This window comes from Rhodococcus sp. WB9 (genome assembly GCF_007558985.1).
In the GTDB taxonomy this organism is placed as follows: domain Bacteria; phylum Actinomycetota; class Actinomycetes; order Mycobacteriales; family Mycobacteriaceae; genus Rhodococcus_F; species Rhodococcus_F opacus.
In genome coordinates, this window is sequence record NZ_CP041769.1 from 6,694,518 (window position 1) to 6,719,392 (window position 24,875).

General features: G+C 67.0%; 25 protein-coding genes and 1 pseudogene. 14 read left to right on the plus strand and 12 right to left on the minus strand.

Annotated elements, in window-relative coordinates; genetic code table 11:
- Positions 1–24: 24 nt before the first annotated feature.
- Genes FND50_RS31225 through dctA form a run of 5 tightly spaced genes read right to left on the minus strand, consistent with a single transcriptional unit; the run spans position 25 to position 4,411 of the window.
- Positions 25–909, minus strand: coding sequence for a 2-hydroxy-3-oxopropionate reductase (locus FND50_RS31225; RefSeq protein WP_144288277.1), 885 nt, complete (start codon positions 907–909; stop codon positions 25–27).
- 33 nt (positions 910–942) lie between these two features.
- Positions 943–1,764, minus strand: a complete 822-nt coding sequence (locus FND50_RS31230) for a hydroxypyruvate isomerase family protein (RefSeq protein ID WP_144288278.1) — start codon at positions 1,762–1,764, stop codon at positions 943–945.
- Positions 1,765–1,790: 26 nt separating this feature from the next.
- The gene (locus FND50_RS31235) at positions 1,791–2,198 is read right to left on the minus strand and encodes a gamma-glutamylcyclotransferase (RefSeq protein WP_144288279.1); all 408 of its coding nucleotides are present in this window, start codon (positions 2,196–2,198) and stop codon (positions 1,791–1,793) included.
- A gap of 4 nt (positions 2,199–2,202) precedes the next feature.
- Positions 2,203–2,985 carry an MTAP family purine nucleoside phosphorylase gene (locus tag FND50_RS31240; protein WP_144288280.1) on the minus strand — a complete coding sequence of 261 codons (783 nt, stop codon included), beginning with the start codon at positions 2,983–2,985 and terminating at the stop codon, positions 2,203–2,205.
- Positions 2,978–4,411, minus strand: coding sequence for a C4-dicarboxylate transporter DctA (gene dctA, locus FND50_RS31245; protein ID WP_144288281.1), 1,434 nt, complete (start codon positions 4,409–4,411; stop codon positions 2,978–2,980). The genes FND50_RS31240 and dctA overlap by 8 nt, the downstream gene beginning before the upstream one ends.
- Positions 4,412–4,623: 212 nt before the next feature.
- Between dctA and FND50_RS31250 the strand changes: the two genes are divergently transcribed.
- From FND50_RS31250 to FND50_RS31265, 4 genes are all read left to right on the plus strand, one after another.
- Positions 4,624–5,394: an IclR family transcriptional regulator gene (locus tag FND50_RS31250; protein WP_005260937.1), complete on the plus strand. Its 771-nt coding sequence runs from the start codon at positions 4,624–4,626 to the stop codon at positions 5,392–5,394.
- Between the two features lie 59 nt (positions 5,395–5,453).
- Positions 5,454–5,669, plus strand: coding sequence for a hypothetical protein (locus tag FND50_RS31255; RefSeq protein WP_144288282.1), 216 nt, complete (start codon positions 5,454–5,456; stop codon positions 5,667–5,669).
- Positions 5,666–6,157 (plus strand): Clp protease N-terminal domain-containing protein, encoded by a 492-nt coding sequence (locus tag FND50_RS31260; RefSeq protein WP_144288283.1) that lies wholly within the window; start codon positions 5,666–5,668, stop codon positions 6,155–6,157. Before FND50_RS31255 ends, FND50_RS31260 begins: the two co-directional genes overlap by 4 nt.
- 101 nt (positions 6,158–6,258) lie before the next feature.
- Positions 6,259–7,497, plus strand: a complete 1,239-nt coding sequence (locus FND50_RS31265; RefSeq protein ID WP_144288284.1) for a LuxR C-terminal-related transcriptional regulator — start codon at positions 6,259–6,261, stop codon at positions 7,495–7,497.
- Between the two features lie 79 nt (positions 7,498–7,576).
- On the opposite strand, the gene fdhD is transcribed toward FND50_RS31265, so the two are convergent.
- Genes fdhD through FND50_RS31285 form a run of 4 tightly spaced genes read right to left on the minus strand, consistent with a single transcriptional unit; the run spans position 7,577 to position 12,426 of the window.
- Complete coding sequence (gene fdhD, locus FND50_RS31270; RefSeq protein WP_005260941.1) at positions 7,577–8,398, minus strand: formate dehydrogenase accessory sulfurtransferase FdhD; 822 nt, start codon at positions 8,396–8,398, stop codon at positions 7,577–7,579.
- Positions 8,398–10,707, minus strand: coding sequence for an FdhF/YdeP family oxidoreductase (locus FND50_RS31275; RefSeq protein WP_144288285.1), 2,310 nt, complete (start codon positions 10,705–10,707; stop codon positions 8,398–8,400). Before FND50_RS31275 ends, fdhD begins: the two co-directional genes overlap by 1 nt.
- 4 nt (positions 10,708–10,711) lie before the next feature.
- A complete protein-coding gene (locus tag FND50_RS31280; RefSeq protein ID WP_054247945.1) occupies positions 10,712–11,344 on the minus strand; it encodes an MBL fold metallo-hydrolase in 633 nt (210 codons plus the stop codon).
- Positions 11,341–12,426: an S-(hydroxymethyl)mycothiol dehydrogenase gene (locus FND50_RS31285; RefSeq protein WP_005571858.1), complete on the minus strand. Its 1,086-nt coding sequence runs from the start codon at positions 12,424–12,426 to the stop codon at positions 11,341–11,343. Before FND50_RS31285 ends, FND50_RS31280 begins: the two co-directional genes overlap by 4 nt.
- Before the next feature lie 256 nt (positions 12,427–12,682).
- On the opposite strand from FND50_RS31285, the gene FND50_RS31290 reads away from it, so the two are divergent.
- The 5 genes from FND50_RS31290 (at position 12,683) to FND50_RS31310 (ending at position 17,679) form a co-directional block, all read left to right on the plus strand.
- Positions 12,683–14,179: an aromatic amino acid ammonia-lyase gene (locus tag FND50_RS31290; protein ID WP_144288286.1), complete on the plus strand. Its 1,497-nt coding sequence runs from the start codon at positions 12,683–12,685 to the stop codon at positions 14,177–14,179.
- Positions 14,180–14,244: 65 nt separating this feature from the next.
- On the plus strand, positions 14,245–15,360 hold the full coding sequence (locus FND50_RS31295) for an ABC transporter ATP-binding protein (RefSeq protein WP_144288287.1): 1,116 nt from the start codon (positions 14,245–14,247) through the stop codon (positions 15,358–15,360).
- On the plus strand, positions 15,357–16,007 hold the full coding sequence (locus tag FND50_RS31300; protein ID WP_005250988.1) for an ABC transporter permease: 651 nt from the start codon (positions 15,357–15,359) through the stop codon (positions 16,005–16,007). The genes FND50_RS31295 and FND50_RS31300 overlap by 4 nt, the downstream gene beginning before the upstream one ends.
- Positions 16,004–16,759, plus strand: a complete 756-nt coding sequence (locus FND50_RS31305; RefSeq protein ID WP_005260948.1) for an ABC transporter permease — start codon at positions 16,004–16,006, stop codon at positions 16,757–16,759. The genes FND50_RS31300 and FND50_RS31305 overlap by 4 nt, the downstream gene beginning before the upstream one ends.
- Positions 16,760–16,770: 11 nt before the next feature.
- Positions 16,771–17,679: an ABC transporter substrate-binding protein gene (locus tag FND50_RS31310; protein WP_144288288.1), complete on the plus strand. Its 909-nt coding sequence runs from the start codon at positions 16,771–16,773 to the stop codon at positions 17,677–17,679.
- Between the two features lie 20 nt (positions 17,680–17,699).
- Here the strand turns inward: FND50_RS31310 and FND50_RS31315 are convergent, their stop codons facing one another.
- Together FND50_RS31315 and FND50_RS31320 are read right to left on the minus strand one after the other, a co-directional pair.
- Positions 17,700–18,839, minus strand: coding sequence for a serine hydrolase domain-containing protein (locus tag FND50_RS31315; protein WP_144288289.1), 1,140 nt, complete (start codon positions 18,837–18,839; stop codon positions 17,700–17,702).
- Between the two features lie 133 nt (positions 18,840–18,972).
- Positions 18,973–20,751, minus strand: a complete 1,779-nt coding sequence (locus tag FND50_RS31320; protein ID WP_260850765.1) for an alpha/beta fold hydrolase — start codon at positions 20,749–20,751, stop codon at positions 18,973–18,975.
- A gap of 242 nt (positions 20,752–20,993) precedes the next feature.
- On the opposite strand from FND50_RS31320, the gene FND50_RS37245 reads away from it, so the two are divergent.
- The 3 genes and pseudogenes from FND50_RS37245 to FND50_RS37255 form a co-directional block, all read left to right on the plus strand.
- Positions 20,994–21,194 carry a hypothetical protein gene (locus tag FND50_RS37245; protein WP_260850766.1) on the plus strand — a complete coding sequence of 67 codons (201 nt, stop codon included), beginning with the start codon at positions 20,994–20,996 and terminating at the stop codon, positions 21,192–21,194.
- Between the two features lie 15 nt (positions 21,195–21,209).
- Positions 21,210–21,443: an FCD domain-containing protein gene (locus FND50_RS37250; protein WP_260850767.1), complete on the plus strand. Its 234-nt coding sequence runs from the start codon at positions 21,210–21,212 to the stop codon at positions 21,441–21,443.
- A 147-nt stretch (positions 21,444–21,590) separates the two neighbouring features.
- Positions 21,591–21,935, plus strand: a pseudogene (locus FND50_RS37255) (deaminase); the annotation flags it as partial.
- A gap of 72 nt (positions 21,936–22,007) precedes the next feature.
- Here the strand turns inward: FND50_RS37255 and FND50_RS31335 are convergent.
- The gene (locus FND50_RS31335; RefSeq protein WP_144288291.1) at positions 22,008–23,195 is read right to left on the minus strand and encodes a serine hydrolase; all 1,188 of its coding nucleotides are present in this window, start codon (positions 23,193–23,195) and stop codon (positions 22,008–22,010) included.
- A 223-nt stretch (positions 23,196–23,418) separates the two neighbouring features.
- Here FND50_RS31335 and FND50_RS31340 point away from each other — a divergent pair, with 223 nt between their 5' ends.
- Entirely contained in the window at positions 23,419–23,934 is a 516-nt protein-coding gene (locus FND50_RS31340; protein ID WP_144288292.1) for a YlcI/YnfO family protein, read from the plus strand.
- Between the two features lie 73 nt (positions 23,935–24,007).
- Positions 24,008–24,853: a DUF4097 family beta strand repeat-containing protein gene (locus FND50_RS31345; RefSeq protein WP_144288293.1), complete on the plus strand. Its 846-nt coding sequence runs from the start codon at positions 24,008–24,010 to the stop codon at positions 24,851–24,853.
- Positions 24,854–24,875 lie beyond the last annotated feature (22 nt).

Below are 24,875 nucleotides of genomic sequence, written 5' to 3' on the forward strand. Positions count from 1 at the left end.
TCGAGGATTACGAGTTGAGGCGGGTCACTGGGAGGGGCGGCCGGACAGCCGCTCCACTCCGCGCAGCAGGCCCGAATGATCCAGGCCACCATCACCGTTCGCATGGGCGGAGGCCATCAGCTGGGCGACGACGGCGCCGAGGGGCGTCACGACGCCGGCCTCACGGGCAGCGCTGGTCACAATGCCGAGATCCTTGTGGTGCAGGTTGATACGGAATCCGGGTTCGAACGACCGGTCCAGCATCTTCTGCGCCTTCTGGTTCAGGACGGCCGATCCGGCGAGCCCGCCGCCGAGTACCTCCACCGCGGCCGCGGTGTCGACACCGTAGGCCTCGAGGAAGATGATCGCCTCGGCGAGCAGCTGAATGTTGCCGGCGACGATCAGCTGGTTCGCTGCCTTCACCGTCTGTCCGGATCCGTTCGGGCCAACGTGGACCACCGTCTTCCCGACGACGTCGAGGATCGGCCTGGCCGACTCGAAGTCTTCTGGGGCGCCACCGACCATGATCGACAGTGCGGCGTTGACCGCCCCGGCCTCGCCACCCGATACCGGGGCGTCGATCAGCCGGAATCCGCGCTCGGCCGCCTGCGCGGCGAGTGCGGCGGTGACGTCGGGCCGGATGCTGGAGAAGTCGATGATCAGAGCGCCTGCCGGGGCGTGCTCGAAGACTCCGTCCTCACCGGCGAGTACGGCCTGCACGTCGGGCGAGTCGGGGACCATCACGGCCACGACGTCGGCGCCGGCGACTGCCTTGGCGATGGAGTCCGCTGCGGTGCCGCCGGCTTCGACGAGTGCCGCGGTCCGCTCGGGCGAGCGGTTGTATCCGACCACCCTGTGGCCGGCCTTGGCGAGATGAACGGCCATGGGGCTACCCATGATTCCGAGTCCGATGAATGCGATAGTGCTCACGAGTCTCCTCGATTCCGTCGAAAGTGGTGTGTGTCAGTGGGCGGCGCGGGACGCGCGCTGTCCGCGGGGCAACCAGTCGAAGGTGTCCGGCCGGGTGGACTTGTATTCGAGCCCGACGTATCCGCGGTAGCCGTTGCCGGAGAGCCTCTTCAGGTAGCCGTCGATGTCGAGCGTTCCGGTGCCGGGTTCTCCGCGTCCCGGAGCATCCGCGATCTGGACGTGCCCGATGCGATCGGCGTACGCGTCGATCGCGGCGCCGACGTCGTCGCCGTTGACCTCGAGGTGGTAGAGGTCCGCGAGGAGCCGGAGCGAGTCGACACCGTGTTCGGCCTTCACCCGGTCGATCACGGCGATTGCCTCGGCCGCGCTCTTCAACGGGTACGCCGGCGTGCCGCTGACCGGTTCGACGAGTACGACCGCACCGATGCGGTCCGCCGCCTTGCCCGCCTGGGCGAGGTTCTCGGCGGCCGTGTCGTCCTGAATCTTCGGATCCGTGCCGTCGATACGATTACCGTACAGGGCGTTGAAAGCTTTGGTGCCCAGTCGTTCTCCGATTCCGACGGTGATGTCGATGTTGTCGCGGAACGCCGAGACCTGCGCCGGGTCGGACAGCAGTCCGCGGTCACCCGCCGGCATGTCGCCCGCCGCGAAGTTCAACCCGGTGAGCTGCACTCCGGCGTCCTCGATCGCGGCCACGAACGCGTCGACGTCGCTGTCCCGCGGTACGGCGGTGTCGAAGGGCCACCAAAATTCGACGGCGTCGAAACCGGCGTCGCGGGCAGCCTGTGGGCGCTGTAGGAGTGGCACGTCGGTGAGCAGGATCGAGCAGTTCAGAGTGTAGGCCAAGGTATCCATCGGTTGTTCTTTCACTTTCCGGGTGTTCAGGAGACTGTGGTGTTGTCGGGCTCGGGCAGGCCGCGATAGCGTCGCCAGCCGCCGTGATCGGTGATCTCGGTGAGCTCGTCGGCTCTGCTCTCGAGGAGGCCCGGTCGCAGACCTACCGCCAGAACCGAACGGCCGTCGGACAGTTCGATCACGGTGAGCTCGAGTTCCTCGGGCTCCTCGGGGAGGAAGTCGGTGCGAATGTCGCCGATCGGCACGTCGTAGAGCTCGCCCTCGATCGAGGCTCCCCCGGCCTCCGCCAGCAGCAGTGCGGGGAATTCGTCACGTACGGAGAAGAATCGGTACTTCGGTGCGGTCCGGACAGTGCCGAGGAACGTGTGCGCGGACACGTTGTGATGCAGGTTTCCGCCACGCATCGCTCCCCCGTTGCAGAACAATTCGGCCATCGTGTCAGCTCCTTCTTCCGTGGGCAGGTGTCGCCGGTTCGGGCTTGCCTGCCAGTTCGATCGCTACCTGAAGCAGCGCTTCGCGTAGTCGTTTGGTGTTGGCGTCGAGTCCTTCACGCACCAGGTCCTGGGTGACCGGCCACGGGGTGTCGCTGATGACGTCGTGATCGGTGACCAGGGCGATGCAGGTGTAGGACATGCCCAGTTCGCGGGCCAGCGCCGCCTCCGGGTACGGGGTCATGCTGATCAGGTCCCATCCCTGGGCCGCGTACCAGCGTGATTCGGCGCGGGTCGAGTATCGGGGACCGCGGATCGCCACCATCACGCCGCCGTCGTTGACCACCCATCCGCTCCTGCGGAGCGTCGAGACGGCCGCCTGGCGTCCGCGGACACAGAACGGCTCCGCGAAGGACACGTGGACGTCGTCGTCGTGGAAGGTGTCGTCGGTGCGGCAGGTGCGGTCGACGAGCTGGTCGGGCACGACGACCGAGCCGACGCCGATCGCCGGTCGCAGCGAGCCGGACGGGGTGGGCGCGAGGATCGTGCGCACGCCCAGGCTGTGCAGGGCCCAGATGTTCGCGCGAGCATTGATGCGGTGGGGCGGGATGTCGCGGTGCCGTCCGGTGCGGGTCAGGTAGGCGAGCCGGCGGCCCCCTGACGACCCGAGGACGATGCTGTCCGACGTCGGACCGTACGGGGTGTCGACCCGAACCTGCTCGGCGTCGTCGAGGAGTCCGTAGTAACCCCAGGTGCCGAGCACTGCGACGGTGGGCTGGGTGTCAGGCATGGTGGTTCACCGTTCCTTCCGAGGCCCCGTTCGTGGTCAGCGCTTCGCGCCTCTCGATCGCCGGCCGTGCCGGGCCGTCCTGGAGGTGTTCGTGCCCCGGGTGCGGGTGGATGGTGACGTCGTCCGGGTCGTCGGGCGTGAGCTTCCCGTCGAGAACCGCTCGCATCTTGTCCTTGTCGAGCATGCCCTCCCAGTTCGCGACCACGAACGTGGCGAGGCAGTTACCGAGCAGGTTCGTGAATACGCGCATGGAGTCCATGAGCCGGTCGGCGCCGAGCAGCAACGCGACGGCGGCCACGGGGAACGCGCCGATCGCGGCAGCGGTCGCGGACAGGGCGACGAAGGCCGACCCCGGCACACCCGCCATACCTTTGGAGCTGAGAATGAGGATGCCCATGATCGCGAGCTGCTCGCCGAACCCGAGGTCCACCCCGACCGCCTGCGCCAGGAACATCATCGCCAGCGACAGGTAGATCGCGGCTCCGTCGAGGTTGAACGAGTAGCCGGTAGGGATCACCAGACCGACGACGGCGCGGTCGCATCCCGCGTTGTCCAACTTCTTGATGATGCGGGGCATGACCGCCTCGGACGATCCGGTGCCCAGGGCGAGCATGAATTCTTCGCGGCAGTACTTGATGAACTTCCACGCGTTCACGCCGGTGATCAGCTTGACCACGATAGACAGGACGACGATGAAGACCAGTGCAGCGCCGTAGCACGCCAGGATGAGTACTCCGAAGGATTTCAGCGAGCCGGCGCCGTAGTTGCCAACGGTGAATGCCATCGCACCGAACGCACCGAGCGGTGCCAGGTACATGATGTAGCCGACGATGCGGAAGATGACGTGCAGCGTCTGGTCGATCACATCCATCAGGATCGGCGGAGCCGATTCGCTGAAGGACGCGAGCGCGACACCGAACAGGATCGCGAACAGCAGCACCTGCAGCAGGTTGTTCTGCGCGAATGCATCGAACACGCTGGTCGGGATGATGTGCATGACGAACTCGACGCCACCCGGCAGGTGGCCGCCCTGCGTCTTCTCGTCCAGGGCGCTGGTGTCCAGCGTGGCCGGGTCGATGTTGAGCCCGCTGCCCGGCTTGACGAGGTTTCCGACGAGCAGGCCGAGCCCGAGCGCGAAGGTCGTCGCGGCCGTGAACCAGAGCAGCGCCTTGCCGCCGATCTTTCCGAGCGCCTTCATACTGCCGACTTTGGCGATGCCGGTGACGATCACCAGGAAGATCAGCGGGGACACGACCATTTTGATCAGCTTGATGAAGCCCTCACCCAGCGGCGCCAGGTGATGGGAGAACTCCGGAAACAGGATTCCGGTGGCGATGCCCAGGGCAATTCCGATCAGGACCTGGACGAAAAGTGATCTGTACCAACGCTGCTTTGTGGGTTTCGCAGCGATTTCGACTTCAGACACGGGGCCCTCCCTCGGGGCTTGGTGTTTTCCATATCATGGAAGTTGTATTTCGTATCTCGATATAGTGAACGCCGTCACACCGAGGTTGTCAACCGATGTAGCGAAGGAATCGTCGCGATCCACCACTCCCGCGCTATCGTCATACGGAGCACCCTTTCCGTCTGACGGAAAGAATGTGGGGGCTCTCGCGTAGTCAGAGGATGGAGACAGACATGACGAACGGTCAGAGTCCGGCCGGCGGCGTGCAGTCGGTCGAGCGCGCATTCGACATACTCGAGATCATGGCGAGCGCCGGCGGGTCCATCGGAGTCAGCGAACTCGCCGACCTGGCCGGACTTCCCCTCCCGACCATCCACCGGCTCATCCGCACCCTGATGAACCGCGGATACGTGCGGCAGCTACCCACCCGGCGGTACGCGCTCGGGCCCAAGCTCATTCGCCTCGGCGAGAGCGCCACCCAGCTGATCGGCGCCTGGTCACGGCCACACCTGTCCGAACTGGTGCGAGGCACCGGCGAGACCGCGAACATGGCCGTCCTCGACGGCACCATGGCCGTCTACGTCGCACAGGTGCCGTCCGAGCACGCGATGCGCATGTTCACCGAGGTCGGCCGACGCGTCTACCCGCACTGCACCGGCGTCGGCAAGGCCATCCTCATGCAACTCTCTAATGACGCCGTGCGCTCACTGGTCGGCCGGACCGGCATGACGACGTACACCGAGAACTCCCTGACCGACCCCGACATGCTGATCGCCGATCTCGAATTGAGCAGAAACCGCGGGTTCGCGATCGACGAGGGCGAGCAGGAGATCGGCGTCCGCTGCTTCTCGGTGCCGGTTCCGAACGCTCCGACCCCCACTGCCATCTCCGTCTCCGGCCCCGCGGCCCGGGTCACCCTCGAGTCGGCCGACCACATCGTGCCGCTGCTCAAGCGCGTGGCAAAGGAACTCGGCACCGAGTTCGACAAGAACGCCGCGCTCTGAAGCCGGACGGCCCATCAACAAAGGTTGACGGATCCGGATCATCAACTTAAGTTGATCGCGTGAGTGACGATCCGAACCCGGCGACCGCTTTCGCTGCCGTCGTCGCGCTGCGGCGTCAGGCCGATCAGCTCGAGCGTGACGCCGTCGCACACGCACTGTCCGCCGGCTGGACCTGGACGGACATCGGTCAGGCTCTCGGCGTCTCGGGTCAGGCGGCGCACAAACGCCTCGGCCCCGGACGATCCTCCGACACGAAGACGAGGGGCACACGATGAAGTTCACCCGGGCATGGCGCGACATGCGGACGATGAAGACGCTGTTCTCCGAAACGGAGGCCGAAGCCGACCGGCTGGGCGACCGGGAGCCGGGCCTCGAGCACCTGCTGCTCGCCTCGTTCGCGCTGCCGGACTGTACGGCACGCCGGGTGTTCGAGCGTCTCGGATCGAACCGGGACGCACTGCGCGAGGAGGTCATTCGTGTACACGGGGAAGCCCTCGCGGCGGCAGGCATGACGGACGCGCGCGTCGCCACCAGCGCACTGAGCCGCCCCCGCACCGGGCCACTGCGGCTGACCGAACCGGCCCAGGCCGCGTTCCGAAATGCGGTGGCGCTCGCGAAGTCGGAACGGCGACCGATCATCGGAACCGACATCGTCGCAGCCGTCGCCACCGTCACGCACGGCACCGCGGCGCGGGCACTGGAATCGCTGGGGCTCGTCCGGTCCGACGTCGTCGACGCCGCCCGGGCCGAACCGACATCGTGAGCGGACGGCCCAGGCCCGGTGTTCGCCGCCTGCGCGGATAGGCTCGACACGTGGTTCTTCCCAGCTCGACTTCTGTGTCCCCTGCAGATGTTCTCGGTTCCATGCGGGACGTCATCGACGGTCCGCTGCCCGACATCGCCGTCCGCTTCTCCAAGTTCCTCGCCGACATCTGGCCGCACACCGCGCTGGTGATCTTCACCCGGGAATGCACGGGACGCCCCCGCAAGGTCAGCGGCGATCCGTCGGTGGTCGAACGCGTCACCATCGCCGAACTGGAGGCGTTGCGCACCCGCCTGACGGAAGGCACCCCGTTCGACGACCAGACCGTGATTGCCGGCGGGAAGCGGAAGGTGTGGGCGCTGCTGGACGCGACGGGCACCCTTCTCCTCGTTCTCCCGAAGCCGCGGCAGCGCATTCGTGAGGTCCCGCTGGTGGCCGGCGCCTTCGGCGTCGTCGCCGTGTCGATCCGGCATCAGGTCGCGCAGGCGAGCCCCGCATACCTGGCAGAGTCACGGGCGGCGTCGAGCGAACGGGCCAGGACCATCGTGGAGCTGACGGACCTGCACGCGGCGACGCTCGAATCGATCCTGTCGACGCTGCGGTCCAAGGACCTCGACGACCGCCGGTCGCGGATCACGGCGAGCGAGACGGCGTCCTCGGCGCTGGTGACCCTGCGTTCCGCGGGCGAGTACGACCGCAACCTCGCGGAAGAGGCCGTCACCACCGCGTTCGCCCGGCTGCAGGGCGAACTGCGGCCGCTGCTCCAGCACCGGCCCGTGCACGTCGACTACGTCGATCCGCCGGTGGACGGTCGCGCGCTGCCCGGCGAGGTCGCCAGCGCGGCGCGGGCCGTCGTGCGGAGCGCCGTCCTGGCGTTCGCGGCGCAGGCAGCCCTGGAGCGAATCCGCATCGCCTGGGACTGCGACGGTGCGAACCTCCTCGTCGAAGTCCGCGACGACGGCGACGGTGGTCTCGACACCGACGCGATGGTGCGGCAACTCTCCGGCCGGGTGCACACACTCGGTGGCCGGATAGACGTGGAGTCGGTCGACGGGTGGGGCTCCCGGGTGGCCGTCGCGATCCCCCTCGACGTACCGGTGGCGCGACCGGACGAACAGCAACTCGGCGATCTCAACCCCCGCGAACTCGAGGTCCTGGGTCACCTCGCGACGGGCAAGCGGAACAAGGCGATCGCCGACAGTCTCGGTATCAGCGAGAGCACGGTCAAATTCCATGTCGCGGGTGTGCTGAAGAAGCTCGGGGTGGCGTCCCGAGGTGAGGCGGGCGCGATCGCCCTCGAGGCCGGCATCCGCGCCGACACCACCGGCAGACACGCATGAGCGTCGAGGCGCTGCCGATCCGGTACTGACCCCCGCACGTGAGTGGCAAAGTGTGCGGGCGCACGCTTTGCCACTCACGTCAGGTGATGCGGTCCGGGTGCGTGTAGATGTTCATGGTCGTGCCGCGGAGGAACCCGATGAGGGTGAGCCCGGTGTCGTGGGCGAGGTCGATCGCCAGCGAGGAGGGCGCCGACACGGCGGCGAGGACGGGGATGCCGGCCATCACCGCCTTCTGCGCGAGTTCGAACGACGCCCGGCCGGACACCAGCAGGATGCTTCCCCGCAGCGGGATCCGGTTCTGTTCGGTGGCCCAGCCGATCAGCTTGTCGACGGCGTTGTGCCGCCCCACATCCTCCTTGATCGCGAGCAGTTCCCCGGTCCGGGTGAACAATCCGGCCGCGTGCAAGCCCCCGGTGGTCTCGAACACCTTCTGTGCGGCCCGCAACCGGTCGGGCAACTCCGAGATCGTCGCGGCCGGCACCCGCACCGTGTCGGTGGCCGGTGAGTGCTTCGTCCGCTGCCGGATCGCGTCCAGCGACGCCTTCCCACACACCCCGCACGAGGAGGTGGTGTAGAAGTTGCGTTCGATTCCGGTGTCGGGCAGAAACACCCCGGGCGCGAGATCGACGTCGAGGACGTTGTAGGTATTGACACCGTTGTCGTCGACGCTGTTGCAGTAGCGGATCGACGCGATGTCCGCGCGGTCGGCGATGATGCCCTCGGTCAGCAGGAAACCCTGCGCCAGTTCGACATCGGAACCGGGGGTCCGCATGGTGACCGCCAACGGTGTCCCGTTCACCCGGATCTCGAGCGGCTCCTCCACCACCACGGTGTCCGGGCGGGTGGACTGCCGGGTGTCGGTGATCCGGGTGACCGGGGTCCGGGTGGTCACACGCCCCATCAGGGCCGCCGTTCGAGGCGGATGGTGATCGCCTTCGACACCGGGGTGTTCGACTTACGGGCCACGTGATCGAGCGGGATCAGCGGATTCGTCTCCGGGTAGTAGGCGGCGACGTTCCCGACCGGCGTCGGGTAGGGCACCAGCCGGAAATCGTCGGCGCGGCGCTCCTGCACCGTCCCGTCGGGGGTGGTCCATTCGGAGATCAGGTCCACCCGGTCGCCGGCGGCGTACCCGAGGGCGGCGATGTCCTCGGGGGCGATGAACAGCACCCGGCGGCCGCCCTTGACGCCGCGGTAGCGGTCGTCGAGGCCGTAGATGGTGGTGTTGTACTGATCGTGGGAGCGCATCGTCTGCAAGATCAGCTTTCCCTGCGGGACGGGCAGCCAGTGCAGATCGTTGACGACGAAGTTGGCCTTGCCCGTGTCGGTGACGAACCGGCGTTCGTCCCGCGGTGGGTGCGGGAGTCCGAATCCGTCCGGCCCGCGAACTTTGGTGTTGAAGTCCTCGAACCCGGGAATGACCCGGGCGATGGAATCGCGGATGCGGTCGTAGTCGGCGGTGAATTCCGCCCAGGGCACCGAGTGGTCGGGTCCGAACAGGGCCTGCGCGAGCCCGCAGACGATGGCGACCTCGCTGCGCAGATGGTCGCTGGCGGGTGTGAGGCTGCCGCGGGACAGGTGCACCATCGACATCGAATCCTCGACCGTGACCTGCTGTTTCTTCCCGGACTGCACGTCCTTGTCGGTGCGGCCGAGCGAGGGCAGGATCAGCGCGGTCCGCCCGGTGACCAGGTGGGAGCGGTTCAGTTTCGTCGACACCTGCACCGTCAGCGCACAGCCCCGCAGCGCGGCCTCGGTGGTGTCGGTGTCCGGGGTCGCGGAGACGAAGTTGCCGCCCATTCCGATGAACACCGACGCCTTCCCGTCGCGCATCGCCCGAATCGAGTCGACCGCGTCGAGGCCGTGCTCGCGCGGTGACCGGATACCGAATTCGGCGTCGAGGGCGGTCAGGAACGATTCGGGCATCTTCTCCCAGATCCCCATCGTCCGGTCACCTTGGACGTTGGAGTGCCCGCGGACCGGGCACACCCCGGCCCCGGGTTTACCGATCATCCCGCGCATCAGCAGCAGGGCGACGGCGTCCTGGATGGTCGCGACCCCGTGGGTCTGCTGGGTCAGGCCCATCGCCCAGCAGATGATCGTCTTTCTCGAGGCGATCAACGCCTCCGCGGTCTGCTGGATCTGGGCCAGGGTGAGTCCGGTGGCGGCGATGACGGTGTCCATGTCCACGGTGCGGCGGAGGTGGGCGGCGTAGTCGTCGAACCCGGCGCAGTGCTCGGACAGGAAGTCGTGGTCGAGGACGGTGCCCGGGGCGGCGTCGTCGGCGTCGAGGACCAGTTTCGCCAATCCCTGGAACAGGGCCTGGTCGCCGCCGATCCGGATCTGCAGGAACTCGTCCGCGATCTGCACACCGTCGCCGACCACCCCGTGCACCTTCTGCGGGTCCTTGAACCGCAACAGTCCGGCCTCGGGCAGCGGGTTGATCGCGATCACCTTCGCCCCGTTGGCCTTCGCCTTCTCCAGGGTAGAGAGCATCCGCGGGTGGTTGGTGCCCGGGTTCTGCCCGGCGATCAGGATCAGGTCGGCGTTCTCGAGGTCGGGAACCGACACCGACCCCTTCCCGATCCCGATCGTCTCCACCAACGCACTGCCCGACGACTCGTGGCACATGTTCGAGCAGTCCGGCAGGTTGTTCGTCCCGAACGCCCGGATCATCAACTGGTACACGAACGCCGCTTCATTGCTGGTGCGGCCGGAGGTGTAGAACACCGCCTCGTGCGGTGACGTCAACGCCCGCAGCTCGCCGGCGATCATCGCGAACGCCGCGTCCCAGCCGATCGGCTCGTAATGCGAGGCCCCCGGGAGCAGCACCATCGGATGCGTCAACCGGCCCTGCTGACCGAGCCAGAACTCGGTCCGACCCAGCAGATCCGACACCGAATGCGCGGCGAAGAACTCGGGCGTCACCGTTCGGGTGGTGGCCTCCTCCGCGACCGCCTTCGCCCCGTTCTCACAGAACTCCGCATGCTTGCGGTGCCCCGGAGTCTCCGGCCACGCACACCCCGGACAGTCGAACCCCTCCCGCTGGTTCAACTTCATCAACGTCCGGGCCGTGCGCACCGGACCCATCTGCTCGAGCCCACGACGCAACGACACCAACACCGCAGGAACACCTGCCGCATAGGATTTCTCGTGCGTGACGACGACATCGTCCTCGTCGAAGGTGTACCTGTCGGTGGTGTCGGTCATGGAGTCAGTTTCCTCGTGCAATCCATTCGGCGAGGTGCGGGGCCTCGGTGCCGATCGTGGTTCCGTCACCGTGACCGGTGTGGACGAGTGTTTCTTCGGGAAGAGCGAACAGCCGGTCCCGGATCGACCCGATGATGGTCGGGAAATCCGAGTACGACCGGCCCGTGGCGCCGGGGCCACCCGAGAACAGGGTGTCACCGGAGAACAGCGCCCCCGCCTCGGGCAGGTACAGGCACACCGACCCGGGCGAGTGACCCGGTGAGTGGATCACCTGGATCTCGGTGCCCGCGATCGCGATCCGCTGTTCGTCCTCGAGCTGCCAGTACTTGGCGTCGGGGTGGCTCATCTTCCACAGCACATCGTCCCCGGGGTGCAGCAACACCGGGGCATGCAGACGCTCGGCCAGTTCGGGCGCGACGGTGACATGGTCGTTGTGACCGTGGGTGCAGATCACGGCGTTCACGTGCCGGTCCCCGACCGCGTCGATGATCGGCTGCGCAGCGTGGGCGGCGTCGACGATCACGACGTCGGTGTCGTCACCGATCAGCCAGATGTTGTTGTCGACGTTCCACTCCCCGCCGTCGAGGGCGAACGTTCCCTCGGTGACGACCCGCTCGATCCGCAGCGCCCCGCTCACAGGACGACCACCGAACGCAGCACCTCACCGGCGTGCATGCGGTGGAACGCCGCTTCCACCTCGTCGATCTTGATGCGCTCGGTGACGAACTTCTCCAGCGGCAGCCGGCCCTGCTGGTACAGGTCGACGAGCATCGGGAAGTCACGCTCGGGCAGGCAGTCGCCGTACCACGAGGACTTCAGGGATCCGCCGCGGGAGAAGAAGTCGATCAGCGGCATCTCGAGGGTCATGTCGGGGGTCGGGACACCGACCAGCACGACGGTGCCCGCGAGGTCGCGGGCGTAGAACGCCTGCTTCCACGTCTCGGGGCGGCCGACCGCATCGATCACGACGTCGGCGCCGAAACCGCCGGTGAGTTCCTGGACGGCCTCGACGGCGTCCACCTGGCCGCCGTTGATCGTGTGCGTCGCGCCCAGGTCCTTCGCCCATTCGAGCTTCTTGTCGTCCCGGTCGATCGCGATGATCTTCACGGCGCCTGCCAGGCGGGCGCCCATGATCGCGGCGTCGCCGACACCACCGCAGCCGATGACGGCGACGGTGTCTCCGCGGGAGACGTTGCCGGTGTTCACGGCGGCACCGAGGCCGGCCATCACGCCGCAGCCGAGCAGTCCGACGACTGCCGGGTCGGCGGAGGGATCCACCTTGGTGCACTGTCCGGCGTGGACGAGCGTCTTGTCGGCGAACGCGCCGATCCCCAGGGCGGGCGTGAGTTCGGTGCCGTCCTCGAGCGTCATCTTCTGCGCAGCGTTGTGTGTGTCGAAGCAGTACTGCGGGCGACCACGCTTACAGGCGCGGCACTGACCGCAGACGGCGCGCCAGTTCAGGACGACGAAATCACCGACCGCCACCGACGTGACACCCTCACCGACACTCTCGACGATCCCCGACGCCTCGTGGCCGAGCAGGAACGGGAACTCGTCGTTGATCCCGCCGTCGCGATAGGTGAGGTCCGTGTGGCACACACCGCACGCCGCGATATCGACCACCACCTCACCCGGACCGGGGTCCGGAATGTTGACGGTCGCGATCTCGACGGGGGCACCCTTGGAGCGGGCGATGACGCCTCGTACCTGCTGCGGCATTGGACTCATTCCTTCGGTCGATCAGTCATAGCGGGATCGATGCATGGCCATATATGCACCTCTCCCGAGACCTTACGTTCCCGAAGATCACGGAGGGACTGATCGAAGTGAGAGGTTGACCTAGCCGGAATGCCAGCCCCGTGCTGCGGTATCGCGATAGAGGTCATGACAGAAAACTGACGGTTGACACGTTGCGGTATATACAGGACTATACATCTCGAAGAGTGAGGCACACCACATCGATCACGGAGTTCTGATGACCCGGAGAGATTCCAGCTCGACCGAGGAACCGCACCCGCCCCTTCCGGTGGTACTCGACGGTGCCCAGCTCACCGTCGATCAGCTCACGGCGCTCGCCCGGGAGCCCGTCGTGGTCGAGCCCGACCCCGCAGCGCTCGACCACGCACGCCGTTCGTGGGAGACCGCGGTGCGCATCGCCGAACGGCAGCCCATCTACGGACGCACCACGGGCGTCGGGGGAAACCGGGACACCTCCGTCTCCGACGGCGTCGACCAGGACCTTCGACTTCTCCGCAGCCACGCCACCGGCTCGGGCCCCTCACTGCCGGATCACGTCGTCCGAGCCGCCATGATCATTCGCGTCAATCAGATTCTCAACGGCGGATCCGGTCTGCACCCCGACATCGTGACCGCGCTGATCGCTGCCGTCGCGGCGGACGAACAGCCCACCGTGCACGCTCGCGGGGCGATAGGCACCGGCGACCTCAGCGCATTCTCCGAGATCGCGCTCGGGTTGATGGGCGAGGCACCGCTGCGCGACGGTCGGTTCGTCACCCGGTGGACCGCACACCAGGGTGACGCACTCCCGCTGATCTCGACGAACGCGATGACGGTCGCGCTCGCGGCGTCGGCTACCGACAGCGTGGCGAACTGGCTGGAGCACTCGCTGATCGTCGGTGTGCTGTCGCTGCTGGCGACGCGCAGTTCCGTCGAGCCGTTCGCGGCCCGGGTGCAGGCTGCCCGCAGGCACCTCGGCCAGGAGGAGGTGGCCGGCCGGGTCCGGGAACTCCTCGCGGGCCACCGCGTACAGGCTGCCCGCGTGCAGGATTCCTACGGATTCCGCGCCCTGCCGCAGATCCTCGGGGCGACGTGGCAGGCGCTGCAGCGGTTGCGAGGCACACTCGCGATCGAGATGAACTCGTCCTCCGAGAACCCCCTCATCTCCGTCGAGGACGACGCCGTGTTCCACAACGGGAACTTCCACGGAATGCCGATCGCCCTCGCCGTGGACGAGGCCAAACTCGCGCTGTCGAGCGCGGCGCTGTTGTCGCAGTGCAGGCTTGCCAATCTCTCGGATCCGGCGGTCACCGGACTCCGGCCGTTCCTGGCCGACGGTCCGGCCGGCAGCAGCGGCACCATGCTGCTGGAGTACACGACGTCCGCTGCCATCGCCGAGATCCGGATGGCCGCGGCGCCGGGGTCTCTCGGACACACCGTGATCTCCCGCGGAACCGAGGACCACGCGAGCTTCGCATCGCAGGCCGCCACCCAGCTCACCGACATCCTCGCCCAGTCTCGCATCGTGCTCGCGTGCGAATTGATCTCGGCGGTGCGCGCCCTCGGCCAGCAGAACCACGAACCCGACACGAGCACCGAACTCGGCGCGTACCTGGACCGGGCGCGCAGGTGCCTGGACCCGCGGACGACCGACCGTCCTCTGAGCGACGACCTGAAAGCAGCGGTGAAGTTTCTGGAACAGATGCCGAATCCGGAGAAAGACGCAACTCGGTAAAGCAGTCCCACGACACCGAACTTCCGAGTGTGTCACCACTCGGATTACACGAAAGTAGCTCGCGAATGATCACATTCGACAAAGTCACCAAGGCGTACCCGGACGGCACGACAGCGGTGAACGAACTGGACCTGGAGTGCCCGAGCGGGAAGATCACAGCACTCGTCGGGCCGTCGGGATGCGGCAAGACCACATCGCTTCGCATGATCAACAGACTGATCGAACCGACCTCCGGAACCATCTCCCTCGACGGCGAATCCACGGCGGACATGGATCCGGCGCTGTTGCGCAGGCGGATCGGGTACGTCATCCAGCACGCCGGACTGTTCCCGCACCGCACTATCGTGGACAACGTCGCGACGATGCCGAGATTGCTGGGAAAGACGAAGAAGGAGGCCCGAACCCGGGCGATGGAGCTGCTCGAGACGGTCGGTCTCGCGGCGAACTTCGCGGACCGTTATCCGTGGCAGCTCTCGGGTGGCCAGCAGCAGCGAGTGGGGGTCGCGCGCGCCCTCGCCGCGGACCCGGCCTTCATGCTGATGGACGAACCGTTCAGCGCTGTCGACCCGGTGGTCCGGAGCCAGCTCCAGGACGAATTCCTGAGACTGCAGAAGGACATCGGCAAGACGATCATCATCGTCACGCACGACATCGACGAGGCCCTCAAGCTCGGCGACCAGGTCGTCGTGTTGCGGACCGGCGGGATCCTGGCGCAGTCGGCGACGCCGCTGGAGTTGCTGACCGAACCCGCCGACGAGTTCGTCGCCGACTTCGTCGGACGCGACCGCGGCTACCGTTCGCTGGGTTTCTCGAACCTCGACGGCCGCGTGGAGACGGTTGCCGAACCCGTTGCGCGTCTCGGTGATTCGGCATCCGACGCCCGCACGCGGACCACGGACGACTGGTTGCTCGTCGTCGACCCGGCGAACAAGCCGATCGGCTGGGTGCAACCGGCGACGGTCGTCGACCGCATTCGCCCGGACGACGTGAATCTCAGTGGCACGGTCGCCGATGCGCACGGGACGATGCGGGCCCTACTCGACGCCGCCCTGTCCGCACCCAGCAAACGCGGTGTCGTCGTCGACGGCGACGGTGTGCTCGTGGGAACCGTGACGGCACACGCGGCGGTGGCGGCGATCGAGTCGGCGGATCTCGTGGCCACGGAGGCGATGGCCCGATGAACATCGAATGGCTGGGCCGCCAGTCCGATCGCATCGCCGAACTGGTCGGCTGGCACATCCTGCTCTCGCTCGTGCCGCTCGTCGTCGGCGTGATCGTCGCGTTGCCGATCGGCTGGCTGGCGCATCGCAGTCGCCGGATCAACCCCTATGTGGTGGGGACGGCCGGCCTGCTCTACACGATCCCGTCGCTGGCGCTGTTCGTCCTGCTCCCGCCGATCCTCGGAACGAAGATCCTCGATCCGATGAACATCGTCGTCGCGCTGACGATCTACACCGTCGCCCTGCTCGTCCGCGTCATCGCCGACGCCCTGGATTCGGTGCCGCAGGAGACGGTGCTCGCCGCCACGGCGATGGGCTACCGGCCCTACCAGACTCTGCTGAAAGTCCAGCTGCCGGTGGGCGTTCCTGTCATCTGCGCCGGACTGCGCGTCGCGGTCGTGTCGAACGTCAGCCTCGTTTCTCTCGCCGCCCTGCTCGGGATCCCGCAGATCGGGTCACTGTTCACCCAGGGCTTCCAGTTGCGTTTCTACACACCCATCATCACCGGTATCGCGCTGTGCCTGCTGCTGGCGCTGGTTCTCGACCTGCTCATCGTGCTCGCCAATCGGTTACTCACACCGTGGACCCCGAAGGTGGTCGCATCATGATCGACTTTCTGCTCGACGGTGCTCATTGGACCGGGCCCGAAGGCATTCCCGCTCTCCTCCTCCAGCACCTGATGTACACGTTCCTCGCCCTGTTCGCGGCGGCGCTGATCGCGGTTCCGCTCGGTCTGTACATCGGGCACACCGGTCGCGGCGCGGTCGTCGTCGCGGGCCTGGCCAACTCGCTGCGCGCCCTTCCCACCATCGGCTTGCTGATCCTGCTGGTGCTCGTCATCGCGCCGTCGTTCTCGACCAAGCTGGCCTATCTGATTCCGAGCCTGATCGTGCTGGTCTTGTTGGCCATCCCACCGATTCTCACCAACACGTACGCGGGCATTCGCTCGGTCGACCCGGCCGCCGTGGACGCTGCGAGGGGCATGGGGTTCCGGTCGATGCGGATCCTCACCGAGGTGGAGATGCCGTGCGCGCTGCCGCTGATGCTGTCAGGTGTGCGCAGCGCCGTGCTGCAGATCGTCTCGACCGCGACCGTCGCCGCCTACATCTCGCTGGGCGGACTGGGACGTCTCCTCATCGATGGCAAGGCGCAGAGCGACTACGCGCAGATGGCCGCCGGAGCGGTCCTCGTGTCGCTCCTCGCGCTCGCATTCGACCTGGCGATCGGATTCCTCACGGTTCGGGTCGTCTCACCCGGTCTGACGCGACGCGTCCGGAGCGGCGCGACGAAGCGATCCGGTTCCGACGACACCGCAGTCGCGGCCCGACCCACATCCGCTCCCGAGCCCTCGCTGATCTGAAGGACATCATCATGAAGAAAGCATTGATCGTCGCGCTGACCGGCGCCACCCTGATGTCGTTGACGGCATGCGGGATCGGCAAGGACCCGTTGGCGTCCGACGACGGCGGAAGCAGTGACGGCGCCATCGTCGTCGGCTCCGCGGACTTCCCCGAAAGCCAGCTGATCGCGACGATCTACGCGGAGGCGCTGCGCGCGAACGGAATCGACGTCACCGAGAAGCTCAACATCGGGAGCCGGGAGGTGTACGTCCCGGCCATCCGGGACGGCTCCATCGACCTGCTGCCCGAATACTCGGGTGCGTTGCTCCAATACCTCGACAGCGCCACCACCGCGACCGCCTCGCACGAGGTGACCGCGGAGATCAAGGCCAAGCTGCCCGCCGGGCTCGTCGCACTGGAACCGTCCCCTGCCGAGGACAAGGACGTTCTCGCGGTGCGGCAGGAGACCGCGGACGAGTACTCGCTCGAGACGATCGAGGACCTCGTACCCCACGCCGACGAACTGACCCTCGGCGGCCCGCCCGAGTGGAAGACCCGGGAGAACGGCGTCGCAGGCCTGAAGGACAAGTACGGCCTGACGTTCAAGGAGTTCCTGGCACTGGACGCGGGCGGTCCCCTGACGCTCAACGCCCTGCTGAGCGGTCAGATCGAAGTGGCGGACGTGTTCAGCACCGACCCGGCGATGCGTTCGGAGAACCTCGTGGCACTCGAGGACACCAAGCACCTGTTCCTGGCGGAGAACATCACCCCGATCATCAACGAGAACAAGGCAGGCGACGATGTCCGCGGCGTCCTGGCCGACGTGTCGGCCGCATTGACGACCGAGGATCTCATCGAGATGAACCAGCGGGTGGCCGACCTCGAGGACATGGGCGACATCGCCCGGGAATGGCTGGAGGACAAGGGGCTGGCGTCCTGATCACGCCCCGGGCGGGCACGTCAGCTCAGCGCATCGAACGTCGCCGTCGCATATTGGGCGGTCCGGTCGGAGCCGAGAAGTCCCGGACCCATCTTGTTCATCACGTACGTCATGGTCATCCGTCGTTCGGTGTCGACGACGACCTGCGAGCCGCCCCAGCCACCCCAGAAGCAGATGCGGCCCTCGGGGACGAACGGCACGGACACGGGCGTCGGCAGTCCGTAACCGATGCCGAATCGAATCGGTTGCCCCAGAGCCAGATCCACACCGTTCGACTGCTCGTCGAAGATCAGGGAGATGGTGTCCGGCGACAGCAGACGGACGCCGTCGAGCTCGCCCCCGCAGGCCACGACGGACTGGATCCGGGCGAGCGACCGGGCGTTGCCCTGGCCACCGGCCGCACCGTTCTCCGCCTTGCGCCACTCGTCGGACCACGACGCGGACGCGTCCGGTCCGGGGCCGGTGAACGTCCTGACGATGACACTGGCGGGGTCGAGCGAGGCCAGGTCGATCGGCAGCGGAGGCGGCGGGACCACGTTCGACACCCGGCCGAACTCCGACGGGTCCAGTCCGATGTGGAAGTCGGCACCCAGCGGTCCGGCGATCTCCTCCGCGACGAAACGGCCGAGCGTGCGCCCGTCGACTCGGCGGACGACCTCGCCGATCAAATGGCCGTAGTTCAGCGCGTGATATCCGGACGCCGTGCCCGGCTCCCACCACGGCGCTTGGGCGGCAAGTCGTTTCGTCGACCCGGCGAGGTCGAACGTGTCCTCGACCGTGATCGGCTGATCCCATCCCGAGACACCCGACGTGTGCGAGAGGAGATGGCGGACCTCGACGCGTTCCTTGCCTGCCGCGGCGAATTCCGGCCAGTACTTCGCGACGGGCGCGTAGACATCCAGCAGTCCGCGATCGACGAGCATCAGTGCGGCGAGCGCGGTGACCGTCTTGGTGCACGACCACACGTTGGTGATGGTGTCGCGCTCCCATTCGGTGGCGCGATCGGTGTCGGACCATCCGCCCCACATGTCGACCACCGGATCTCCGTCGAGGGTCACGACGATCGACGCGCCGAGTTCCTCACCGGAGTCGAGGTTGTCCTTCAGGGCCTCCTGCAACGCCGTGAAGCGCTTGTCGCACACTCCTCCGAGCTTGGTCACCTGCGGTTCCTCTCCACCAGCCGACGCAATTGATTTTGACATCGGGTTCAATTGAGGGTTCCAGTGTGAGCCCGCTCCTCGTGTGATGTCAATCACTCGTTCGTGACAACTCGCGTCCGGACGGGGCCCGACCTCAGCCGGTCACGGGCAGCATCAGCGCCTGACCCGGATCACCCGAGGCGATGGTGACCTGGTGCGGCACGAGACTGCCGCGGAAGCTCGGGTCTCCCCCGGACACCACGAGGCGTACGCGGTGCCCCTCGTCGAAGCGGTGGACGATGGCCGGCATCGTGACCCGGACGGGCTCACCGGGTGCCACGATGCGCATCGGAGCGACCTGTCCGTTGATCAGCGTTTCCGTGCCGTCGGGAGCCACGTCGTACAGCTTCGCGAAGACCACGACCGAATCCTCGACACCGGCGACCGCGGGTGCGGCCGTGACGCGGACGTCGAGCGTCGGGGCTCCGACCACGTCCAGCGGGGCGCCGAGGATGACGGACGACCATTCGGCCTGGGTGCCGGGGACCACGCCCTGCGGGACCTGATTCTCCGGCCGGGTGTCCGGCGCTTCCCGGTCGGTGGGGAGGCCGCCCGGCAGTGTGTTCAACGTCTGTGCACCGGGAACGATGCCGTCGAGGCGGTCGGTGAGTGCGCCGTCGCCGGAGAGGTAGAGCGAATAGTCCTGGCCCACCGAGACATCCGAGGATTCGGCGTACGCGGGTGCGGCGTTGCCGGTGTAGTCGACCCAGTTGCGGAAGTAGCTGAACACCGGCCCGGTGTCGACCTCGCTGTCCTTCAGATAATGGTCGAACCAGTCGACCATCCGGCCCGTCTCGTACTGGGTGTCGGGGTTCGGATCCTTCATGCTGATCTCCCCTTCGGCGGGAGTGAGATCGGAATGACCCCAGCTGTGCCAGATCATCTTCACGTCGTTGCCCTGCGCCTGCAGGGTCTCGAACGTGGCCGTCGATTCGTTGAGGTCGAACAGGGTGTCCTGCTGTCCCTGCATGATCAACACCGGGATCTTCACCCGGTCCGCGTACGACACCACGGACGACTGACGCAGGAACTCGACGGACCCCGGGTCCGGGTAACCCTGCACCGCGGACTGCGCCAGTGCGGGGCACGCAGGGTCGGCGAAGTTGGGGCAACCGACGGCCCGCGCGGGGTCCTGCGCGTAGCCCCCCGCCCGGGGGTTGGTCGCGCCGATGGCCCCGAACATGAGCGACCACACCACCTTCGACGCCCCGGGAATCGACGTGCTGACTCCGGTCGTCTGGTCGGTGCCGTTGGGCGCGAGCGAGTAGCTGAGGTCGTTCCAGGTGATCATCGGGATGATCGTGTCGATCCGGGGGTCCACCGAGGCCGCGGCGAACTGCACGGCCCCACCGTAGGAGCCGCCGACCATGCCGACCCGCGGATCGTGCGCCTCGGCGAGGCCGTGGTGCGCGGTCGCGTCCTGCACCACGTAGTCGAGACCGGGGACGGGAACGGTGCGCGCGGGATCGACGAACGCCATCCGGTCGCGTCCACCGAGGAAGCTCACCAGTTCACTCGCGGCTCGCCCGTCGTACTCGGGATCGTCCATGTGGATCTTGCAGCCGGAACCGCCGAAGCCCAGCCCGGAGTACGCGAGCACCGCGTAACCGCGGGACGCGAGGAACGAGGCGATACCGGCCTGGTCATTCTTGGAACCGCCGAAGCCGTTGGTGGTGAGGACGGCGGGCACCCGATTCGACGCCGACGCCGAATCGGGCTTGTACACGTCGCCGATCACGTCGCACGGCTCGTCGCGGTTCGGTCCGACGAGAACCCGGAAATGGAGCGTGGCCTTCGTGAAACCGAGCGGATCGGCTGTCGCCGGAGCCGCCGCTGCGATCGGTGTCAGTACCGCGGCCGCCGCCGTCACCACCGCCAGAGTTGATCTACGCGCCCTGTGTTTCACAGCCCACCCGCCGTCCGTCACTCCGCCCCGAGCACCTCCGACGAGCGTAAACGCTCTGGACGCACGACCAACTCAGGCTGCCGGTGTGTCGCGGGCATCGGTGTAGACCGCGGCTCGCAGACTCGCGCAGGTCGTCTGGCACCCGGCTGCGCCCCTCGTGCGGTTTATGTTTGAGCTGTGGTCATGAGGAGCGAGCCGAAACGTCCCTGTTGACCGACCAGGTCGACGAGACGATCCGACGGCTCGAGGAAGCCGGCCTGGCCGAACGTGTCTCCCACAAGGGCGCGGTCGTCAAAGGCCTGACCCTGGCCGAACTGGTGCATGTCTACGACGTGCGCCGATTGCCCGAGGTGGAGGCCGCACGATTGGGCGCCCAGCAGATCGGCCCCACCGACGTCGACCGGATGTAGACCGAGTACGAACTCATGCGGGCCGCCATCGCCGAACGGCGGGTGGTGGCGCTTCTCGATCACGACGAGGCGCTGTTGACCATTCTCTACGAGGCCGCAGCGAACTCCGTGCTCATCGATTCCATCCGTACCCTGTGGCAGCACTGCCGCGCCTACAAGCTCGTCGGCGCGCAGGGCACCTGGACACCGCGGGAGACACTCGTTGTGGAGGTACCAGGAACGTCTCGTCGAGGCCGCCCGCAAGGGTGACGCGGACGCCGCGGCCGCCGTCAACAATGAATCGTCGATCGATGCGACGTCGCGGATCAGGGTTCGACTCGCCGCTCAACAGGACGCCGGTTAGCGCCAGCGACAACGGATCTCACCGATCATCGAGAGTGCAGGAGGACACACCTCCCTGGGCAAATGTTCGCCTGGGCCGGTGCCACGGCGAGCTGGCCCATGCGAACCGACCCCGGCGGAAGCCGCGGCCTCGACGACTACGTCACGCGGGAATTCACCCGCAACATGGGCGCCGAGTTCATGGGCCGCGACAAATTCGGCCCGCAGCGCGGTCCCTGTCACGACCACGGCTGGCGCGGGTGGGGTGACGAGCCTCCGTTCCACACTCCGGTGTTCGTGCTGACCCACCACACCCGTCCGTCGTTCACCCTCGGCGACACCACGTTCCACTTCGTCGACGCCGATCCCGCCACGGTCCTCGATCAGGCGCGGGATGCGGCCCAGGGCAAGGACGTCCGGCCACCATCTGTTCTGGCGAACAGTCGCACTAAGACCACGGACGGTCCGGCGACCAAGCCGGTGCCGGTTCGATCAGGGCACCTTCGGCGGGTTGTCGGGGAAGAGGAGGGCACCGATATCCTTGCCGATCGGCACAGCGTTATTGGTGTTGGAGTTGGCCGTCGGTCCGAGCGTGGCGTATACGACGATCGTGGTCTTCGACTCCGTTTCGTAGAGGGCGATGCCGTTGTACCCCCCGAATGCCGGGTTCATGAGCAGCCAACTGCCCAGGTGAACGGTTCCGAAGGCGAAGTACTTGTCGGCAGTCAGCGGCCCCAGCCCGGCGGTCTTGTCCGCCATCATCTCCGTGAACGCCGTGTCGGACAGGAGTTCGCCGGTGCCGAGCGCACGAACCCACCGAGCGACATCGGCCACCGTCGAATTCGTGTTGCCGCTGTTGAGGAACGCCGTGGGATTCCAGAACGTGGAGTCCTCGAAGACGCCACGTTCGTTCGTATAGCCGTGCAGGATCGGTTCACTCATCTGAGGTGTCAGCATCACGCTGCTCGCGTCCATCCCCAGCGGCGTGAAGATCCGCTCCTTCAGCAGATCGCCCAGGGGCTTTCCCGTCGCCTTCTCGAGTACGACGCCGAGCAGACACAGATCGCTGTGCGCGTAGGCAAAGCTGGTTCCCGGTTCGAACAGCGGCGGGCGGGCGTTGGCCAAATCGAAGATCTCCTGAGACGTGAAGCCCTTGATCGGATTGGCGTAGAAGATCTTCAGGAAATCGGGGTTCGTCACGTAGTCCGAAATGCCGGTGGTGCTGTTGGCGAGCATCCGCGGGGTGATCTTGTCGGCCCGCGGAAAGTCGGGCACCCACTTGGCGATCGGCTCGTCCAGGCTCAGCGTTCCGGCCTCGGCCAGCTGCAACAGAACTGTCGACAGCATCGGTTCCATCGGCTGGCCGACTCGCAATTGCATGTCACGCGTCGCGGGAACGCCGAGCGGAGACTCCCCCACCGCCCCGGCGGCGATCTCCTCGGCGCCGCGCCACACGCCGAATACGGCGCCGGTGAGATCGAGCTCCGTCAGCTTGTCGCGAACGATATCGACGATCTTGTCGGCGCTGGGATCATCCGTATGCGCGACGTCGGGACCGTGCTCCGCTGATTGCTGTTCGCCGCTGCGATCGTCCGATCCGCAAGAAACGGTGGCGAAGGCAAGAACGATGCTGAGTGCGGCGGCCGTTCGACGCAGCCGGCTACGAGTCGACAAGCTCATGGGGTCGATCCCTTCGTACGCAGAGGTCGAGTGGGAGTCGCTGCTCACTTGGATCCTAAGTGCAGACCGTCGCCGCCCAGGGAGGTTCCGGCCATTATCTGATCGACTGGTCGAGGGGCAATACCAGCACTTTCATCCGAGCAGCGCCAAGTGGTGCCACATGGCGCCACTCTTGAGCCATCAAGCCCTTGTGCTGGTGCCATTCCTGTGCCACGATGGCACCATGGATTTGACACCGTATGTGAGCAACCTCGGACGTGAATTCGCCACCCTCGCCGAAGCCGGCGGTGACGAATCCCGTGCGTTGGTCGAGCGCCTGACCGGGTCGCTCGAATCGGCGATCCGGATGACGCTGCTGGACGCGCTGTCCGCTGCCACGGACGAGATCACCCAAGATCTGGCCCCGGGATCGGTGGAGCTGCGCCTGCGCGGACGCGATCCGAACTTCGTCGTGACCGCACGGCCCGCCGAACCGATCGAGGAAGCGGCCGAGAACGATGCGGCACCGGCCGACAGCGGCACACCGATCGCCGAGGACGGCCCGACCGCGCGGATCAACGTGCGCCTCCCCGAACAGCTCAAGGCCGCGGTCGAGGAGGCCGCAGCCAAGGAGGGGCGCTCGGTCAACGCCTGGCTGGTCCGCGCGGCTTCGTCCGCGCTGCAGCAACCGGACCGCGTCCAGCACGCCCAGCAGCGCAGCAAACAGACCAAGCAGAGCCTCACCGGCTGGGTGCGCTAGCCACACCGCCCACCACCACGCCACGTTCCCGACCTGCGGGGATGTGTCACCTACTCATCTCGAGGGGACAGCTATGCCCAATTTCGATACACCCGAACCGATTTCCGTCACGCTCGAACTCGGTGTCGGCAATGTGCGGATCACCGCGAGCGACCGCACCGACACCACCGTCGACGTGCGCCCGAGCGACGCCTCCGATGAGTCGGATGTGCAAGCCGCCCAGCGGGTCCGCGTCGACTACGCGAACGGCGTGCTCCAGGTCGTGGGGCCGAAAGCGCGCGCTCTCGACTTCTCCCGCAAATCCAGGTCGGTGGAGGTGTCCATCGACCTGCCCAGCGGTTCGCAGGTTTCCGGCGAGGTGCAGGTCGGAGATGTCAGCGGCACGGGCCGGCTCGGGCAGTGCAGGTTCAAGACTTCCGCCGGGAACGTCCGGCTCGAGCAGACCGGTCCGTTGCGTGTGGACACCGCGGCCGGTCACGTCACCGCGGACGGCGTCGCGGGCAACGCCGAAATCCGCACCGGCTCCGGGAAGGTCCGCATCGGCGAGATCGAGGGCTCCGCAATCGTCAAGAACTCCAACGGTGAGACCACGATCGCCGCGGTCACCGGCGACGTCCACGTGCGCTCGGCGAACGGCGACATCTCCGTCGACCGCGCCGGTGCGGGCGTGGAGGCGAAGACGTCCAACGGCAGCATTCGCCTCGGCGAGGTGGCCCGCGGCTCGGTCGAGCTCGGGACCGCGATGGGCGACCTGGAGATCGGCATCGCCGAGGGCACCGCCGCCTGGCTCGAGGTGAACACCAAGTTCGGCCAGGTACGCAACCTGCTGGACAACACTGCCCGACCCGAGGCGTCCGACGAGACCGTCGAGGTCCGCGCGCACACCTCGTTCGGCGGCATCACGATCCGCCGTTCCTGATCCACTTCTGGCCCTCGAGAAA

What these genes read in the sequence shown, in the direction of transcription:
- FND50_RS31230 (WP_144288278.1), bottom strand. Translation starts at nt 1,764, where the DNA reads ATGGATACCTTGGCCTACACTCTGAACTGCTCGATCCTGCTCACCGAC.
- FND50_RS31235 (WP_144288279.1), bottom strand. Translation starts at nt 2,198, where the DNA reads ATGGCCGAATTGTTCTGCAACGGGGGAGCGATGCGTGGCGGAAACCTG.
- FND50_RS31240 (WP_144288280.1), bottom strand. Translation starts at nt 2,985, where the DNA reads ATGCCTGACACCCAGCCCACCGTCGCAGTGCTCGGCACCTGGGGTTAC.
- FND50_RS31250 (WP_005260937.1), top strand. Translation starts at nt 4,624, where the DNA reads ATGACGAACGGTCAGAGTCCGGCCGGCGGCGTGCAGTCGGTCGAGCGC.
- FND50_RS31260 (WP_144288283.1), top strand. Translation starts at nt 5,666, where the DNA reads ATGAAGTTCACCCGGGCATGGCGCGACATGCGGACGATGAAGACGCTG.
- FND50_RS31265 (WP_144288284.1), top strand. Translation starts at nt 6,259, where the DNA reads ATGCGGGACGTCATCGACGGTCCGCTGCCCGACATCGCCGTCCGCTTC.
- fdhD (WP_005260941.1), bottom strand. Translation starts at nt 8,398, where the DNA reads ATGGGGCGTGTGACCACCCGGACCCCGGTCACCCGGATCACCGACACC.
- FND50_RS31275 (WP_144288285.1), bottom strand. Translation starts at nt 10,707, where the DNA reads ATGACCGACACCACCGACAGGTACACCTTCGACGAGGACGATGTCGTC.
- FND50_RS31285 (WP_005571858.1), bottom strand. Translation starts at nt 12,426, where the DNA reads ATGCCGCAGCAGGTACGAGGCGTCATCGCCCGCTCCAAGGGTGCCCCC.
- FND50_RS31290 (WP_144288286.1), top strand. Translation starts at nt 12,683, where the DNA reads ATGACCCGGAGAGATTCCAGCTCGACCGAGGAACCGCACCCGCCCCTT.
- FND50_RS31295 (WP_144288287.1), top strand. Translation starts at nt 14,245, where the DNA reads ATGATCACATTCGACAAAGTCACCAAGGCGTACCCGGACGGCACGACA.
- FND50_RS31300 (WP_005250988.1), top strand. Translation starts at nt 15,357, where the DNA reads ATGAACATCGAATGGCTGGGCCGCCAGTCCGATCGCATCGCCGAACTG.
- FND50_RS31305 (WP_005260948.1), top strand. Translation starts at nt 16,004, where the DNA reads ATGATCGACTTTCTGCTCGACGGTGCTCATTGGACCGGGCCCGAAGGC.
- FND50_RS31310 (WP_144288288.1), top strand. Translation starts at nt 16,771, where the DNA reads ATGAAGAAAGCATTGATCGTCGCGCTGACCGGCGCCACCCTGATGTCG.
- FND50_RS37250 (WP_260850767.1), top strand. Translation starts at nt 21,210, where the DNA reads ATGCGGGCCGCCATCGCCGAACGGCGGGTGGTGGCGCTTCTCGATCAC.
- FND50_RS31335 (WP_144288291.1), bottom strand. Translation starts at nt 23,195, where the DNA reads ATGAGCTTGTCGACTCGTAGCCGGCTGCGTCGAACGGCCGCCGCACTC.
- FND50_RS31340 (WP_144288292.1), top strand. Translation starts at nt 23,419, where the DNA reads ATGGATTTGACACCGTATGTGAGCAACCTCGGACGTGAATTCGCCACC.
- FND50_RS31345 (WP_144288293.1), top strand. Translation starts at nt 24,008, where the DNA reads ATGCCCAATTTCGATACACCCGAACCGATTTCCGTCACGCTCGAACTC.